This is a genomic window from Haloferula sp. A504, from assembly GCF_044385805.1.
GTDB lineage: Bacteria > Verrucomicrobiota > Verrucomicrobiia > Verrucomicrobiales > Akkermansiaceae > Haloferula.
Map to the genome: position 1 here is coordinate 1 of NZ_JBISBU010000084.1, position 16,830 is coordinate 16,830.

The 16,830-nt window shown below is 66.4% G+C and carries 12 protein-coding genes; 7 read left to right on the plus strand and 5 right to left on the minus strand.

Annotated features, from left to right (window positions below; genetic code table 11):
* Nucleotides 1-224: 224 nt before the first annotated feature.
* Genes ACG2LG_RS22275 through ACG2LG_RS22285 form a run of 3 tightly spaced genes read right to left on the minus strand, consistent with a single transcriptional unit; the run spans nucleotide 225 to nucleotide 5,996 of the window.
* Nucleotides 225-3,308 carry an SUMF1/EgtB/PvdO family nonheme iron enzyme gene (locus ACG2LG_RS22275; protein WP_396262816.1) on the minus strand — a complete coding sequence of 1,028 codons (3,084 nt, stop codon included), beginning with the start codon at nucleotides 3,306-3,308 and terminating at the stop codon, nucleotides 225-227.
* Complete coding sequence (locus ACG2LG_RS22280; RefSeq protein WP_396262818.1) at nucleotides 3,305-4,318, minus strand: aldo/keto reductase; 1,014 nt, start codon at nucleotides 4,316-4,318, stop codon at nucleotides 3,305-3,307. The genes ACG2LG_RS22275 and ACG2LG_RS22280 overlap by 4 nt, the downstream gene beginning before the upstream one ends.
* Nucleotides 4,319-4,337: 19 nt before the next feature.
* Nucleotides 4,338-5,996, minus strand: a complete 1,659-nt coding sequence (locus ACG2LG_RS22285) for a cell surface protein (RefSeq protein WP_396262820.1) — start codon at nucleotides 5,994-5,996, stop codon at nucleotides 4,338-4,340.
* Between the two features lie 323 nt (nucleotides 5,997-6,319).
* Here ACG2LG_RS22285 and ACG2LG_RS22290 point away from each other — a divergent pair, with 323 nt between their 5' ends.
* The 4 genes from ACG2LG_RS22290 (at nucleotide 6,320) to ACG2LG_RS22305 (ending at nucleotide 10,392) form a co-directional block, all read left to right on the plus strand.
* A complete protein-coding gene (locus ACG2LG_RS22290; RefSeq protein ID WP_396262822.1) occupies nucleotides 6,320-7,588 on the plus strand; it encodes an APC family permease in 1,269 nt (422 codons plus the stop codon).
* Nucleotides 7,585-8,661 carry a hypothetical protein gene (locus ACG2LG_RS22295; RefSeq protein WP_396262824.1) on the plus strand — a complete coding sequence of 359 codons (1,077 nt, stop codon included), beginning with the start codon at nucleotides 7,585-7,587 and terminating at the stop codon, nucleotides 8,659-8,661. Before ACG2LG_RS22290 ends, ACG2LG_RS22295 begins: the two co-directional genes overlap by 4 nt.
* 71 nt (nucleotides 8,662-8,732) lie before the next feature.
* On the plus strand, nucleotides 8,733-9,230 hold the full coding sequence (locus ACG2LG_RS22300) for a PAS domain-containing protein (RefSeq protein WP_396262826.1): 498 nt from the start codon (nucleotides 8,733-8,735) through the stop codon (nucleotides 9,228-9,230).
* Nucleotides 9,223-10,392, plus strand: a complete 1,170-nt coding sequence (locus ACG2LG_RS22305) for a SpoIIE family protein phosphatase (RefSeq protein WP_396262828.1) — start codon at nucleotides 9,223-9,225, stop codon at nucleotides 10,390-10,392. The genes ACG2LG_RS22300 and ACG2LG_RS22305 overlap by 8 nt, the downstream gene beginning before the upstream one ends.
* Nucleotides 10,393-10,451: 59 nt before the next feature.
* Here ACG2LG_RS22305 and ACG2LG_RS22310 read toward each other — a convergent pair whose 3' ends face one another.
* Nucleotides 10,452-11,474 carry a serine hydrolase domain-containing protein gene (locus ACG2LG_RS22310; RefSeq protein ID WP_396262830.1) on the minus strand — a complete coding sequence of 341 codons (1,023 nt, stop codon included), beginning with the start codon at nucleotides 11,472-11,474 and terminating at the stop codon, nucleotides 10,452-10,454.
* Between the two features lie 107 nt (nucleotides 11,475-11,581).
* Between ACG2LG_RS22310 and ACG2LG_RS22315 the strand changes: the two genes are divergently transcribed.
* Both ACG2LG_RS22315 and ACG2LG_RS22320 read left to right on the plus strand, forming a co-directional pair.
* The gene (locus ACG2LG_RS22315) at nucleotides 11,582-13,213 is read left to right on the plus strand and encodes an ABC-F family ATP-binding cassette domain-containing protein (RefSeq protein ID WP_396262832.1); all 1,632 of its coding nucleotides are present in this window, start codon (nucleotides 11,582-11,584) and stop codon (nucleotides 13,211-13,213) included.
* A gap of 109 nt (nucleotides 13,214-13,322) precedes the next feature.
* Nucleotides 13,323-13,874, plus strand: a complete 552-nt coding sequence (locus ACG2LG_RS22320) for a hypothetical protein (protein ID WP_396262834.1) — start codon at nucleotides 13,323-13,325, stop codon at nucleotides 13,872-13,874.
* Between the two features lie 111 nt (nucleotides 13,875-13,985).
* Here the strand turns inward: ACG2LG_RS22320 and ACG2LG_RS22325 are convergent, their stop codons facing one another.
* Nucleotides 13,986-16,358: an MMPL family transporter gene (locus tag ACG2LG_RS22325; protein ID WP_396262836.1), complete on the minus strand. Its 2,373-nt coding sequence runs from the start codon at nucleotides 16,356-16,358 to the stop codon at nucleotides 13,986-13,988.
* Nucleotides 16,359-16,453: 95 nt separating this feature from the next.
* Between ACG2LG_RS22325 and ACG2LG_RS22330 the strand changes: the two genes are divergently transcribed.
* On the plus strand, nucleotides 16,454-16,830 hold a 377-nt coding region (locus ACG2LG_RS22330), incomplete at its 3' end, for an outer membrane lipoprotein carrier protein LolA (protein WP_396262838.1).

Consider the following 16,830-nt stretch of genomic DNA (forward strand, 5'->3'; position numbering starts at 1 on the left):
AATCTGCGTAATCCGTTCAATCCCCTAAATCCGCGGTATTCGGCACGATTCAGCCTTGGCAGATAATCACTCGTCTGTAAGGCGGCCTACACTAGAGGGGGATGCCTGCAGGCCGGCGTCGGCCCGGCAGAAAAACACGCCGTAAGAACGGACTGACGTCCTCATACGGCTTCACTGCCGAGAGCCTGACATCCTCGCGGAAGGATTCCAAACTCGTTCATGAACTACCGCTTCGCGGTAGGCGGGAGTTCACTGACCACAATCCGGAAGCCGACGTTGAAGACCCGCTGATAGGGTTGGTAGATCACCCGGTCGCGGACCGTGGCCCGCTGCGGGCGGTCATACCACGAGCCGCCACGGGCGACCCGGCGGCCGTCCCCGGTCACCTCGGCGGTCCACTCCCAGGCGTTGCCGATCATATCATGCAAACCCCAGGCATTCGGCTGGTAGCTGGCGACCTTCGCGGCGACGAGGTGCCCGTCGTCGAAGCGATCGTCGCGCGGGATCCAATCATCGTAATGGTTCGGGTTCAGGATCGGCTCGGCGCGATGGTAGGCCGCCTTGGCGGTGCAGGCGGCGAACTCCTTGAGTTTCCGATCCCCGAGGTTCGCGTGCGCCGAGTAGTCGGCATCGATTCCGCCGAAAGGAAAGTCGGTGGTCGCGCCCGCGCGGCAAGCCCATTCCCACTGAAGCCCGGTCGGCAGCCCGGCGGCAAGCCCGTGCTGCCCGGCGATCCACCGGGCGAAGGCTTCGGCGTCGTTCCAGGCCACGCGAACCACCGGTTGGCCGGGCTGGTTCATGTCGTAGCCACGCCGGCCGAACTGGTAGCCGTGCCGCGACTCATCCCGGCTGTCGTGACCGCTCCGGAACCGGCGGAACTGCTCGTTGGTGACCTCGGTGGTGCCGATCCAGAAGGGAGCGACCGGCTCGCCGTTGAAGCGGCCGCCGGGGACCTTGACCAGATCGAGCCCGACACCACCGCCGAGATCCAGACGACGCTCGCCGCCACCCGGTGCACCCACTTCAAGCGTCACCCCGCGGGGTTCGACCGGGGGTGCCTCGTTGACGACCGACGTGGTGTCGTAGGGAGGAAGCTCCGGAATGGCCTCGTAATCGGGCACCGGAGCCGCACGGCCGCGGCGCAGTTCGTTGGCGCGGTCCAGTTTCGGCCGGACGTTGTTTTCGCCGACGATCTCACCCCAGGTGCCATGGAAAGGGGCGTTGATGTCCGCCCAGGTGACGATGCGATCGAAGGACTCGGCGTCGAGATCCACCCCGTGATGCCCCTGCTCCAGCATGCGCCCGAGTTCGGTGGTGCTGAAGTGGTAGTCCATCGGACTCAGGATGCGCATGTCGCTCTCGATTCCCGGACGGCGGATGTAGCGGTGGAGTTCGGCGTAGGAAGCGGTGAAGCGTCCCCCACGCCCCCCTGCGTTGCCGGCGATCTGGGAACTCCAGTCGCTGATCTTCCGATCGCCCTTGAGATAGGGTTCGGCGTGGCCCTCTTCCCCGGCGTGGCAGCCGGCGCAGTGGCGATCGAGCACCGGCTGGACCTCGCGGTCGAAGCTGAAGCCGCGCAGCGGGGCCTGCCACGAAGCCTTGATGGCGCTCGGCGATCGCGTGGCGGCCATCGCCGGGGCGGAGGGCGGCGCCTGGTTCATGCCCTCGTGGCAGCCGATGCATGAGATCCGCTCCCCGGGCATGCCGGTGAACCAGCTGCGCATCGTCTGCATCGCCTGACCCTTCTCATCGAGCGGCTGCACGAACACCGGCCGCTGGGCGGGGATGGTGAAGTGCGCCGAGCCATCCTCCTCGACCGGCACTGTGCCGAGCACGCGCCGGATGTCCCACGGACCATCCATGCCGATGCCGCCGAGCATGCCGCCCATGCCCCGCATGCTGAAGTAATACTCGACGATCCGCAGGCTTTTCACCGCGCCCCGCGGCACGCCCTCGAGACCGGGGCCGCGGTAGATGTCGGTGAGCAGCACCGAGGCCTGGGTCTCGCCCGGGTCGGTTCGATCCGGGATGAGCGGCGCCTGCGGCTGCTTCGCCAGCAGCACCGGCTCCATCAGGGACTTCCCGGGCACCTCGTGGATGAGCGTCAGGTTGTCGAAGGCATCGACCAGATAGATGCCCCACGCGGACTTCGGTCCCGGCTTGCAGGAGACCAGCACGTATTTCCCGTCGAGCGGCCAGGGCATCAGGAACTGCGGCCAGACGTCCTTGACCAGCTGGTCCTTGACGATCGCTTCGACCTCCCGCCCGCGATGGGGAAATTCGTGGATCACGCCCTCCGCCTCGCGGCGGTCGACGTCGGGATCGACGATCATCAGGCGCCCGGCGCGGGCCACGCCGTGGTGACCGCCGACGACCCCGATGACCTGCGACGGATGGCCCGGGATCGGGCGGGCATAGAAGAAGGAGTTCGGGAAGTAGGAGTTGCTGCCGTAGAGCTCGGCCTGGTTGGTCCCGTCCGGATTCATCTGGAACAGGATGCGCGAGTTGGAGTGGGGAAGGTCGCTGTATTCCCAGCGCAGGTACATCACCCGGCCGTCGGGGAGCACCGTCGGGTTCCAGTTGTGCTCCTGGTCGAAGGTCAGGCGCTGGATCGCGCCCGATCCCGGCTCGAAGCGGTGCAGGTTCGCGACTTGGGAGCTGCCGTTGACGCAGGGAACGCCCGTGTAGGTGGCGGTCGAGCTGAAAAGGATGTCACCGTTCGGCAGATAGACCGAGTCGTAGTTGTCGACATCGGGCTCGATGATCAGGGGCAGCGTCCGCGGTGCGGAGCCGTCGAGGCGCATCTCGTGGATTTGCCAGCGATTGTGCTCGCCGATCATCGAGAACATCAGCCGGTCGGCGTCCGGGTGAAGATCGACGTCGGCAATCAGCTTCTGATCCTCCGGCTCGAGCAGCGTCTCCAGCCTCGGTTGCCCCCGGAGGTCGTGGAGAATGGCGAGGCGGTTGGCCACCGGGCCGCGCGGTAGCGCTTCGTTGCCCTGCCAGTTCTGCGGCAGCACGCGGGCGCGGGCGTCACGCTCGAGCACGAGCAGGCGGTTTCCAGCCAGTCCCGGATGCGCCAGCAGGGCCTCGCGGCGAAGCGCGGCCAGATCATTTTCCGAGGGTTCCGGTCCGAGCGCATCGAGCCGCTGAAGGAACGAGGCCCCCCCCGGGTAGCGGTCGCCGTGGGTGGCGATGAGGTCGTCGATCGCCGCACGCAGCGTCCCGGACGTCCCGAATCCCTCCGAGGCGAAAACGCCAGTGCCGCCCACGATCACTGCCGCCGCGACCCCGAGCAGGAGTTTCATGCCGGGACAGGTTTCGGTTCGCCGAGGGCTTCGAGATCACTCGTCATCCGTTCGAGATCCGGGAATGGAATCACCAAGTCCGCCGCCGCCGCGGTCTCGCGGATGTGGTGGAGCTTGCGCGCCCCGGCCAACACGTGGGTCACGCCGTCCTGCGCGAGGGTCCAGGCGAGCACCAGCTGCGCCAGCGTGCAGCCGTGCGTTTCGCAGAGCGGACGCCAGCCCGCGAGCAAGTCGAGGACCTTGCCGCGGTTGGCCGGTTGGAGCCATGGCAGCCAGTCGGCATTGCTGCGGAACTCGTCGTCGCCGAAGACATGGCCCATGCCGATCTTGCCGGTGAGCAGGCCCTGCTCGAGCGACATGTAGGTGAGCGTCGAAAGGCCCCGTTCCCGGCACAGCGGCAGGATTTCGGCCTCCGCATCGCGGTGGAGCGCCGAGTAGCGGAACTGGTGGCTGACCACCGGCCCGCAGGCGAGGTATGCCTCCACTTCCTCAGGCGAAAGGTTGCACACGCCGATGTGGCGGATCTTCCCCGCATCGCGCAGCTTGAGCAGTGCGGCCATGGTGTCCTCGATCGGGGTCTTGTCCGGCTCCACCGCCGGCCAGTGGATCTGATAGAGATCGATGCGGTCGGTCGCGAGATCCTTCAGGGAGCGCTCGACCTCGATCGCAATCGTGTCCGGACGCAGCGACCGATAGATCGGCTTGCCATTGAATTCGGTGAAGTAGGAACCGCGGTCATCGTCCCACCACAGTCCGCACTTGGTGGCGAGCAGCACCTCGTCGCGGCGGTCGCCGACGGCCTTGGCGATCAGCCTTTCGCTGTGACCCCAGCCGTAGGCCGGAGCGGTATCCAGGAGATTGATTCCCTCATCAAGGGCAGTCTGGATGGTGCGGATCGACTCGGCATCGTCGGCCCGGTCGCCCCAGACCGCGCCGCCACCGATCGACCAGGCTCCGAATCCGATGACCGACGCACGCAGGTCGGAGTTTCCAAGTGGCAGGTATTTCATGGTGGATGGATCGCGGGGCTCAGATGGACAGGAGGTAGGCGACGAGATCGTCGATTTCCCGCTCGGTGAGTGCCGAGGTCGTGCCGTGGAGGTCGTCCAGATTGTGATCGGTCAGCACCTCACGGACCGTCGCCGCGCGGCCGTCGTGGAGGTAGGGCGGCGTCCGCCAGAGCTCCCGCAGGCTGGGCGTGTCGAAGAGCGCCGCCCCCTGGTCGAGCGAGCCGGTCGTGCCCACGTCCTCCATCTCGAGCTTGGTGAAAAGAGGCTCGGGATGGCAGGAGGCACAGCCGACCGAGCGGCGGTTGAAGATCTTCTTGCCGCGGGTGGCGGCCTCGCTGAGCGATCCGTCCGGCTCGCGATAGGGACTGGGCAGCGGCTCGATAGATTGCAGGTAGGCCATCACCGACTCGACTTCGCCGGGTTCCGGCTCGGTGAACTGGATGTGGACGAAGCCGGCGCGGACCGCCGTGGCCGTCTGGTCGCGCACGCCGAGCGACATCACCGGGGGCGTGAGGTGGCTGAAGACCATCGAGCGGGCGTTCTTCGGATTGCCGATGCCGTCGTTGAGCAGGTCCCAGTTGAGTCCGTCCGAACGGGCGTCGGGATGGCAGCTCGCACAACTCAGCCAGCGCTGGAAACAGCGGTTCGCATCGTGAAAGGCAATTTCACCCCGCCGCGCGGCATCGGGCTCCTGCGGGGGGGCAAGCGGGATCGAGGTGGCACCGTCTCCGTCCGGATCCGTGAGAATGACATTTCCGGTGAAATAGCCGGCCATCGCCAGCCGGTCGCCTGCAGCCGAGACGCTGATGCCCCGCGGTCCCTTGGCCGGCAGATCGATGCGGCGCATCACGTTCTCACGGTGCAGGGCGGAAAGATCCTCGGACAAGGAGGCCGGGGACGAGGCGATGAGCTTCGACAGGCGATCGAGGTCGATCACCGCAAGTTGGTGCACGCCGGCCAGTGTCACGTAGAGGCGCTTGCCCGCCGGTCCGGCGGTCACCCCCCAGGGATCCGCGGCCCCGTCCATCACCTGGTCCAGCAGCACGGTCGCGCGGCGACTCCCCTTCGCCAGATCGATGACGGACAGCGCATTGGTATTCACCCATCCGCGGTCCAGCTGGGTGGTCGGCAGGTGGAAGCGACCGATCGTGTGCACGACGTAAGCCGTCGCCCCATCCGCACCGATGCAGGCATCCTGGACATTGGTCGATCCGGTCGGCAGTCGGACGGTCGCCGTCTTTTCCATCGATTCGAGATCGATGATGGCCACCGCCGCCGCGTGATCCGGAACCGTGGCCGCGGTATTCGGAACCAGATGACTGACCACTGCGAAGGACTCGTCGGCACTCACCGCCACTCCGGTCGGCTGACGATCGACCGGAATCCGGGTCGTTTTTCCATCCTCGCCGAGGTCGATGATCCGCAACTCACCGAGACCCCAGTCTCCCACCAGAAGCAGGCGGCGCTCCGGAGCAACTGCCAGACCGTGGGGGTAGCGACCCACCGGCAAGCGGCGGACGACCTCGGCACTTTCCGGATCGATCTCGGCGACCTGTCCCGCTCCGAATTCCGCGACCATCAGCCGCCCGGAACGGGGATCCCAGGCCAGACCCTTGGGGGTTCCCTGCAGCGCGATCCGCTGGGTGACCTCGTGGATTCCGGGGTGGATCAGGGCCACGCAATCATTGGCCGCATCCCCCACCGCAAGCTGCCGGCCATCGGGCGAAAATTCAAGAGAGAGAGGCGAAGGGATCCCGGATGCCGAAATCAACATCCCGACCAGCAGCGGCAGCGTTGCCGCAAGAGCCCTGAAGGAGGATTGCTTGGAAAAATTCACAACTAACCCGGCCTAAAGACCGTCGCGTCCCTATCTCTACTTTTCCCCGCCCGCACCGATTGCGCATCCCGTCCCAAAAGTCCGGCATATCTTGCATCGGGCCTTGGTTTCCACGCCGCACAACGGCCCTCGACACGGCGGCCTTGCTCGCCAGAATCGGCCCCTTGAAACGCGCGCCCGGCACCTTCGCCGCCACCGCCCTGGTCATCGCCTCGATGATCGGGACAGGGGTCTTCACCTCGCTCGGGTTCCAGCTTCCCGACCTGACCTCGGGGCCGCAGATTCTCGTCCTGTGGGCACTCGGCGGGATCATCGCGCTGTGCGGTGCGCTGTGCTACTCGGCGGTGGCCGAGGCGCTGCCCCGGTCCGGCGGCGAGCACCATTTTCTGACGGAGTTGTACCACCCGTCGCTCGGATTCATGGCCGGCATCCTGTCGGCGATCGTCGGCTTCGCGGCGCCGACCGCGATCACCGCGATTGCCTTCGGCGAGTACCTCCACAAGGCCCTGCCGTCGGTTCCGGTGCAGGCGGCGGCGGTGGTGGTCATCCTGCTGGGCAGCGCCGCGCATGCGATCAGCTCCCGGACCAGTGCCCGGGTGCAACTCGCGGCCACCGGCCTGAAGCTCCTGCTCATCCTGCTCTTTCTCGGGGCGGTGATCCTGCTGCCAGGCGAGGGCGACATCCGCTGGACGCCGGAGCCCGCGACCGATTTTGCCGGGATCCTCCAGCCGGCCTTCGCCATCTCCCTGTTCTTCGTCTTCTACTCCTATTCGGGGTGGAATGCCGCGGTGTACGGGCTCGAGGAATGGGATCAACCCGAACGCACCGTGCGCCGCGCGCTGATCGGCGGCACGCTGGTCGTCACCCTGCTCTACCTCGCCCTCAATGCCGCCTTCCTGCGCGCCGCGCCGGTCGAGGCGCTGCGTGGCGAGGTCGCCGTCGGCGAAATCTCCGCCCGCCATCTGTTCGGCGACCGGGCCGCCGCGCCGATCTCCCTTTTGTTTGCCGTCGGACTTTTCGCCTCGGTCAGCGCGATGCTCTGGGCCGGGCCGCGGGTGCTCGCCGCCATTGGCCGATCGACCCCGGCGCTCCGCTTGCTGAAACCCAGGAAGGAAGCACCGGTCGTCGCGCTGGGTCTTCAGACCGCACTGGCTCTCGGCTTCGTGTTTGCCACCGGCTTCCGCGAGTTGGTCACCTACACCCAGACCGGCCTCGCCCTCTGCACCCTGCTCACCGTGGCCGGACTTTTCCGGCTGCGCGACCGGGTGAATCTGGGTCGACTCATGCTGCCGATTGTCGTATTCCTCGCCATGACGCTGTTCGTGGTGATCCGCTCACTGGCCGCCGATCCGGTTCCGACCCTCGCCGGCCTGGCCACTGCGGTCGGCGTGGCCATCGCAGGATATTTCCTCACCCACCGATCGCCTTCATGAAACGCATCCTCATCGCCCTCGCCGCCCTCGCCCTCTGCCACTGCGGGTCGAGCAACCTGCCGCCGACCAAGCAGGAAAAACCGCCCCTGAACCCCGCGCAGGACTTCGGAGGCGCCACCGGGGAACCCTCCCACGACGACATCGCCCGCTTCCTGGCCGGAAGACCGGTCGCCAAAGGAGCGACCCTCTCCACCTACCAGAAGTCGCGCGGCGACTACCACACCCACGCGCTCGAGCTCGACTACCTGTGGCGCAAGATGGGTGGCAGGCGCACGCTACGGCAGGCGCAGTACTACCACTACGACCTCAAGCCGCTGGTCGGATCGCCCTCGACCGTCGTCTATCCCTTCGGCGGGCCCGACATCATGTATGTCTCGTCGATCTTCCCGCAGGCATCGACCTACGTCCTCATCGGCCTGGAACCGGCCGGCAACGTTCCCGCGGTTCCCGGTGACAACACGATCGCCCGGCTTTCCGCGCTGCGCTCGGTCATGGAAAAACCCCTGCGCCACGGCTACTACCTGACCAAGGAGATGAAGAACGCCCCCGACGTCACAACCATCATGATGACCAGTCTCGGGCTCATGGGCGCCGAGGTGAAGGACGTGCGCTCGGTTTCCGTCGCCGGCAAGCCCGCCACCGAGATCCGCTTCAACTCGCCCTACGGCGGATCGAAAAAGGTGATCTACGTGTCGGCCGACCTCTCAAACTCCGGCTTCGGTGCGATCCGGCCCTGGCTCGACGGCCACTCCGGCGGTGCCGCCTACTTCAAGGCCGCCTCCTACCTGCCCCACGACAGCTCCTTCACCGGCATCCGCAACTGGGTCCTCTCGAACTGCGAGGTCGTGCTCCAGGACGACTCCGGCATCCCCTACCGGTACTACGACAAGGACCAGTGGGATGTGACCCTGCTCGGCAACTACGTGCGTCCGATCCCGCTCTTTGCCCAATGGCGTCAGTCCGACCTCGCCGCCGCGTACCTGGCCGAAGGCCCGAAGCCTGAGATCCCCTTCGGCTCCGGCTACCACGTCCGCATGGCTGATGCCAACCTGCAAGTCTACCGGCGGAAGTAAGGCAATCGACGAAGGGTGTTTCGGAGGATTTGGGTGTCTGCCGGGGTCCCATCCCTGGGATCCTGCCTGCGGTGAACACCCGGCTTTCCGACCTCCTGTGGGAACACGACCCGAACGGCCTCCTGGTCGTGAACCGCCGGCTTGAGGTCCACATGGTGAACCAGGCGTTCTGCCGGTTCTTCAAGACCACCCGCGAGGAAATCCTCGGTCGCCCGGCGGCGGAGTTGATCGGTGACGTCAGCGATTTCGAGCAGGCCTTCGAGGTCGGCGGCGAGATCCGGCGCAGCGAACACACGCACCGCGAGTTCGACCTGCGGCTGCACCGCCTTGTCTTCACGGTGCCGGAGGAAGACAAGGTTGCCGCAATCTTCGTTGACCTCACTCGCGAGTGGAAACAGCGCCGCCAACTCGTGGAACTCCGCGAGAAGCTCGCCAAGGACGTCCGGGACGTGGTCGACCGGCAGATGAGCGTGGCCCAGGAAATCGCCGGACTCCTGGGTGAGGCGACCGCGACGACCAAGGTGGCCCTGCTCAGGCTGCTGGATTCGATCGAGCGCGAACGTGAGTAAGCCGGATCCATTCTTCGACATCGAATTCGCCTGCCTCAACCACCACGGCGAGGAGTTGTGCGGTGATCAGGTCCGAATCGCCCGCACCGACCGCCGCTCGATCGTCGTCCTCGCCGACGGCCTCGGCAGCGGCGTGAAGGCCAACATCCTGGCCTGCCTGACCGCCGAGATCATCGTCAGGATGAGCCTCGCTGGCGCCACCGCCGCCGACGTGATGGACACCGTCATCGGCACCCTGCCGGCCGACCGGACCCTTGGGGTGGCCTACTCCGCATTCACCCTGCTGGACCTGATCCATGCCGACGGGTCGTTCCGAGTGATCAGCTTCGAGGCACCCGCGCCGCTGCTCTTGCGCCAGGGGCGGGTCGCGTCGCTGGAACGTTACGGCCGCGAGGTCCGCGGGCGGACCCTGCTTTTCTCGAAGGGACGGCTGGAGCTCGGTGACTTCCTCGGCTTGCTTTCGGATGGCGTCCTTCATGCCGGCGTGGGCGAACTCCATAACTTCGGCTGGGACCGCGCCGGCATCGGCCGATTCATCGAGGAGACGCTCAAGTTCCACGCCTCCAGTGCCGGACGGGCCGCCAACCGGGTGATCCGCGAAACCAACCTTCTCTACGGCGGCCGTCCGGGTGACGACGCCACCTTCGTCGGCGTGCTTCCGCGTGCACCGCGCGCCCTGATGGTCGTGACCGGCCCGGCGGTGGACCGGGACGACGACGAATCCTGCACCGACCGCCTGATGGCCTTTCCCGGGCGAAAGGTGGTCTGCGGGGGCACCACCAGCGACATCATCGGGGCTCATCTCGGGGTGCTGGTCGTGTCGGAACCGAACAGCGGGCGCGACGGCATCCCGCCGATCGGGCGCCTGCCCGGGATCGATCTGGTCACCGAAGGCATCATGACCATGGCGGCGACGCTGCGCCTGCTCGACGAGGCCGACGGCTCGCTCGAGCGCCTGCCCGGCGACCGCAACGGCGCCGCCCTGCTCGCGCGCGAGCTGCTGCAGGCCGACTCGGTGTCGTTCCTCGTCGGCGAGCAGGTCAATCCCTACTACCAGAACCCGCAGCTCCCGCGGAGCGTCTCGATCCGCCGCAACCTCGTGGTCCAGCTCATCGACCGGCTCAAGGCCTACCGCAAGGAAGTGACGGTCGAGTGGTGCTGAGCATCGTCATCGCGGCCCCGTCGGGGACCCGGTTTCCGATGGGGCTGATCCCGGATTCTTCACACCACCCGCAGCAGCGGACCGTCGCGCCAGCTTCCGGAATACCCGAGCCGGGCGATCACCCGCTGCTGCTCGGGCCAGATGTAGACCCGTTGGCCGGCGGACCCGATGAGCGCCAGCATCGACGACGGCTGGCTCCGCGAAAGGCAGGCCGAGCGCCAGAAGCCGGGGCTTTTCGGCGGGTCGAGTTCCTCCTCGACCTCGATCGGGAGCGCGGGTGCCCGCCGGTTCGACCACACGCCCCCTCCGAACATCGGATTGGCGGACGAGGTCCGGGTCACGTCGCGGAAGGCCGATGCCGGGATGTTGGCCACGTCCCGCCCCGAGGCCAGCGAGGCGATGGCCCGGCCCAGCCGGCCCATTTCGGTGATGTTCAATTCCGCTCCGGTCGAGAGGTAGTAGCGGTCCCGTCCGTCCGAGCGCCACTGCGGCGTGGTCAGCCCGAGCGGCCCCATCACGGTGCGGTAGATCATCCGCTCGAGCGTCTCGCCCCGCGCCACCGCCTTGCGGTGCAGCAATTCGGCCAAGACCTCCCAGCAGACCGGACCGTAGCGGAACCGGGTGCCCGGTTCATCGACCACCGGCAGTCCCAGCGCGACCCGGCCCTTGTCGCCGATGCCGCGCCGATACAGTTCGGCGCCGCCCTCATCGAGACCGGCGGTCATCTGCAGCAGCATCCGCACCGTGATCCGGCTCTTCTGCGGGTCGGTCGCCCATTCGCTCACCGTCGCCGACACCGGCTGGTCGAGCTCGAGCCAGCCCTCACCCACCGCCCGGGCGCACGCGAGCCCGGCCAGCGCCTTGGTCACGCTGAGGATGGGCCCGCGGTGGTGGGTGCGCCACGACTTGCGCAGCTCACCATTTTCCCACGCCGCCCAGCCGCGCGCACCATGCGCTCGGGCGACGGCATCCGCCTCGTCCATCGTCGATCCGTTCCACGTCCGGGGGGCCGCGCCACCCAGGGGCACGCAACCTCCGACCATCCCTCCTCCGGCAAGCCATAGCCAATCCCGTCGTTTCACGGGCGCAGTATCCACCGGCCCTCCCCGCTTGGGCAATCCACAATCCTGCGCGGCAATCCGGAGGATTGGGGATTGATCCCGCCGCGCTGCCGCCCTAGTCCCCTCCCGTGCTCACAATCAAGAAGCTCACCAAGACACTCGGCGGCCGCACCCTTTTCCGGGACGCGGAAATGACCGTCAACTGGGGCGAACGCATCGCCCTGGTCGGCCCCAACGGCGCCGGCAAGTCGACGCTCTTCAAGATGATCCTCGGCGAGGAGGACATCGACACCGGCACCATCGACCGCGATGAATACGCCATCACCGGCAGCCTCGAGCAGGAAGCCGGCAACCCGGGCGACGAGACCGTGCTCGAGATCGCGATGGGCGTGAATCCGGACATGGTCGGCTACCTCCGCACCATGCGCGAGCACGAAAAGGCCGGCACCATCGACTCGAAGGACTACGCCGAGGCTCAGGACCACTTCAACACCCACAACGGCTACCAGCTCGAGCCCAAGGCCAAGAAGATCCTCGCCGGACTCGGCTACAACCAGGAGGACTTCACCCGCCCCGCCTCCGAGTTCTCCGGCGGCTGGGTCATGCGCGCCTACCTCGCCCGCCTGCTGGTCATGGAGCCCGACCTGCTGATGCTCGACGAGCCGACCAACCACCTCGACCTCGTCTCGCTGCTGTGGTTCCAGCGCTACCTGATGAACTACCCCGGCGCGATCTTCATGATCTCGCACGACCGCGATTTCATGGATTCGATCGTCGAAAGCGTCGTCGAGATCGATCCGGATACGGCGGAACTGGTCAGCTACACCGGCAACTACACGTCCTACCTCGATCAACGGGTGGCCCGCTACAAGAACAAGCTCCGGGCCTACCAGAACCAGAAGAAGGAGATCGAAGGGATCCAGGACTTCATCGATCGCTTCCGCCAGGTTGCCTCGAAGGCCTCGCAGGTCCAGAGCCGGATCAAGCAGATCGAGAAAATGGACAAGCTCGAGAAGCCGCGCGCCCCGCGGAAGCCGTTCAAGTTCCAGTTCCCCCAGCCCGCCCGGTCGAACCAGAAGGTCGTCGAACTGAAGAAGGCGAACTTCGCCTACGGCAACGAGAAGGTGATCTATCAGGGCCTCGATCTCACCATCGAGCGCGGCGACAAGATCGTGCTGGTCGGGCCCAACGGCTCCGGTAAGTCGACGCTGCTGAAGATGCTCGCCGGCGAACTCGAGGTCACCGGTGGCGGGCACGAGGTCGGCTACCTGACCAAGATGGGCTACTACTCGCAGCACCGCTCGGAGAAGCTCAACGAGGCCAACACGGTGCTCGACGAAGTGCTCGAGTCATGCCCGACCCTGCGCGAGGAAGACGCCCGGGCGATCCTCGGGTCCTTTCTTTTCCGCCGCACCGACGTCGAGAAACGCTGCGGCGTGCTTTCCGGCGGCGAAAAATCGCGCCTGAACCTGGTCAAGTTCCTCGTTGATCCGCCCAACCTGCTGCTGATGGACGAACCGACGACCCACCTCGACATCCTCTCGATCGATTCCCTGGTCAACGCGCTCAAGGCCTACGAGGGCACGCTGGTCTTCATCTCCCACGATGTGCACTTCATCCGCCACCTCGCGGAAACCACCCTGCACATCACCCGCGCCGAGGACGACAGCCACAGCGTCCTCACCCGCTACACCGGCGGATACGACTATTTCATTGAGAAATCAGGGCTTGAGGACGATCGCGGGGCGGTCACCGCGTGATCGCGGAAGGGATTTCCTGCTTTCCAAGAAGGGCTGGCCCGTGCTAGTTATTCACATCGGCAGGCCCATCCGGCAGGATAAGCATGCCCTCCACCCCACCCCACCCACCATGCAAAAGCTTTTCGTGACCACCTTGGCGACCGCACTGCTGGCCGCCGCAAGCCACGCGGAGGAAGCCGGCAAGCCCGTCGATTGCACTCCGATCATCGAGAGGATTCAAGCCACCGCCGAACGTGCCAAGGCCGATCCGATCGAGCTCCTCCGTCTCGTTGACAAGGAAGTTTCGGCCCATCCGGCTTGCTCCTGCGAGATCGTCCGCGCCGCCATTCTCGGCACCGAATGCGACGACGCCATTGTCGGCTACGTCGTCGAGACCGCCGTCCGCGCCGCGCCCGAGCACATGCGCCTGATCGCCCAGTGCGCCATCGCCACCGCTCCCGACTCGCTCAACCGAGTGCAGGAAGTCATGGCCCGCCTCTCTCCCTCCGCCGGCAAGGAAGGTGACAGCGCCAAGAGCGCCAAGGGCAAGAACGTCGAGGTGAAGCCCGCCGAAACACCGCCGGATCCGCTCGACGTGCCGATCATCACGCCTCCGCCGCTTCCTCCGGTCATCAACCCGCCCCCGGGCACCGAGACCGACTTCGAACCGGTCGGGCAGTGAGCTGACGAGCGTCGAACCCAATTTTCCAAGCCGGAGTCCCGAAGAGGTCTCCGGCTTTTCTGTCCCGGTTGCACCCCCGGACGAGCCCCGAATCAGAGCACTCCGCACCCCTCACGGCTGCCGCCCGCCCCGCAGGCCGGGAATCAGAATCACCGCGACCAGCATCGAGCTCAGGATTCCCAACACCGCGACCTTGCCCAGGCTGGCCAGCGCATCGATCGAGGCGAATCCCAGCGAGCCGAAGCCGATCGCCGTCGAGCATCCACAGAACAGCACCGCCTTGCCGGTGCCGTTCCATACGGCCCGCACGTCGCCACCGGTGCGGCGCAGCGAAAGCAGGATGTGAATCGCATAATCCAGACCGGTTCCCAGCAGCAGGGGCGTCGCGGCGATATTGAGGAAGTTCCACTCGAGCCCGGTGATCCGCATCAGCGCCAACAGCAGGATGCCGCTCAGGCTCATCGCCAGCAACGCGGTGACCACATCCCCGGCCCGGCGGAACACCAGCGAAAGCATCACCACCATCAAGCCCACCATCGGCAGGAACACCGCCAGTAGGTCCTTTTTCACTAACGGCAGCACCGCCGGCTTGAGCAGATCCCAGCCAGCGAGATGCACCCCCTCGGACAGCAGGCCACGGAGAACCTCGAGATCCTCCACCGTGAGGTCCTCGCGCCCGATGACATCCAGCTTCCCGAGGATGTAGCCCCCGCCATCCGCATCGGGCATCGCCATCGCCCGCAGGATTTCCAGCGTCGCCGGTTCGTCGGGAACGCTTCCCGGCGGCTCGCCAGCCAATCTCGGCAGTGCGGAAAGCACCGCCTTGCCCAGCGCCGTCCCTTCCTCCGAAAACCCTCCCTCGTCCGCCGCCGCGAGCAGGCGCTCGGCATCGCGGCCCAGCGCCGCCAGCGCCGCGGCATTCGCCCGGTGATGTTCCGGTGCCGGCCACCACCCGGAGGGCAGCTCAAGCTCGCCGACCAGGTCGGGACGATCCTTGCGCAACTGCGCGACCCGGGATTCGAACCCCGCCGCCCGCTGCCGGACCTCGGCATTCGTCCCGCCCTCGATCACCAACCGGACCGAGGGCGCGCCCCAGGCCGGAAATTGCGCCTGAATTTCTTCAAAGGCCCCCATCGCCTGGCTGTCGCGGGGGCGCAGCAGGCTGCGGTCGAATTCCACCCCGGGCAGCCCCCGCACAAGGAGCACGCCAGTGGCGATCACCAGCACCCCGGCGAGCAGCATCAGCGAACCCTTCCGACCCGGCAGCCATGCCGCCTTGTGCGCGATGATCGGGCGCCCGGCTCCGACCTTCGCCACCCACGGCAGGTAGAATCCAAGCATGAACAAGGCCCCGAAGATCACTCCGATCCCGACCACGCTGCCAAGCTGGGCGATCCCGGGCAGTCCGCTCAGGTTCAAGGCGAAGAACACCGCCGCCGTGGTCGCCGCCGCATACAGGATCGATCGTGAAACGGCCTTCCGGATCGCACCCTGCTCGTGCCCCGCCACCTTGGCCTCCTGGCAGATCAGCACCCCGTAGTCGACCGAGAGACCGATCAGGATCGCGGCAAACCCGGCCGCCATGATGCTCAGTTCGCCGAAGATCCAGCCAGCCGCACCCAACGTCGCGGCAAAGATCACCCCCAGCGTGGCTCCCATGCCGAACAGCAATCCAAACCGCCGCTGCATCAGCAGAAAGAGCAGGCCAATCACCATCGACGTGATGCCGACCGTGCCCCGCATGTCGCCCTCCATCGCGCCGCCGATCTCCGCCTCGAAAGCCGGATCCCCCGTGTAGCCGAGGCTCAGCCCCCTCTCCTTCGCCCACGGCTCCGAAACCTCCTTCAGCTCCGTCAACCACGCCTCCGCCTCACGGTATCCGAGCAGTCCCCGCGGCGCCTCGATGAACATCAACTGCGCCGTGCCCTCTTCGTTGAGAAACCCTTCGCCGCCCCCATCGCGGCCTTCGAAAAACGACCGCAGCGACGGATGATCGAGGAAGCCGAAGGGGTCGTGTGCCGACATCATCAGATCGCCGCCATCCAGACTGGTGGCCACCCTTTCGAGCGCCCCCTCCATCGTCGCCTCGATCTGGTCCTCCGAAAGCCGCCCGACCAGGCCCGCCACTTCCTGCGGATCCCCGTTGAGCCAAAGCCAGGCGATCAGATCCGTCATGCCGCCATCGCGGTCCTGCCACAGCGGGCGCCACCGCACCACCTCACTCACCCGGGCTTCCTTCAGGCGTCCGGCAAGGTCACCCGCCAGCTCATCCAGCGGCCCAACTTCGTCGGGATCCCCCTCGATGAGCAGGATCAGCTCGCCCTTCTTCGAAAACACCCTCTGGAAGGCCTGCAGCGCCTCGACCTCCGGCATCTCGTCGGGAAGCACCGCCAGGACGTCGGTGTCGAACTTCACCCGTCCCAGCCCTGAGGCGGCGACAACCGCCAAGGCGATCAGCAGGCCGATACTCCACCATTTGCGCATCGGCGAAGAAACCACGGGATGCCCGCCCCGGTTCCAAGTACCAATTTCATCCGATTTGCCCTTGGCAAAGTCCCCCGCCTCGGTCGAGTTGGATCATGCGCCTGCTCCTCGTCCTGCTGCTCAGCCTTCCACTCCATGCGGAAACCGACACCGCGCCGCTGGAGGCATGGCTCAAGCGCCAGAGCGAAATCCACACGCTGCAGGCCGATTTCATCCAGCAGCGCACCCTTCCGGCGCTCAAAAAACCGGTCGAAACCCCCGGCAAACTGTGGATGGGCGAGAACGGCAAGCTCCGCTGGGAACTCGGCACCCCGCCCAAGACGATCGCCGTCTCGAACGGTGCCGAGGTCACCTTCGTCGATGTCGCCAAGCAGCGCGCCAAGGTCATGGACGCCGAATCGTCCGAGGCCCGCTCCTTCACCATGCTCTCCGGGGAGTCGATGCAGGGCGGTCTCGATGGATTCCTCGAGGT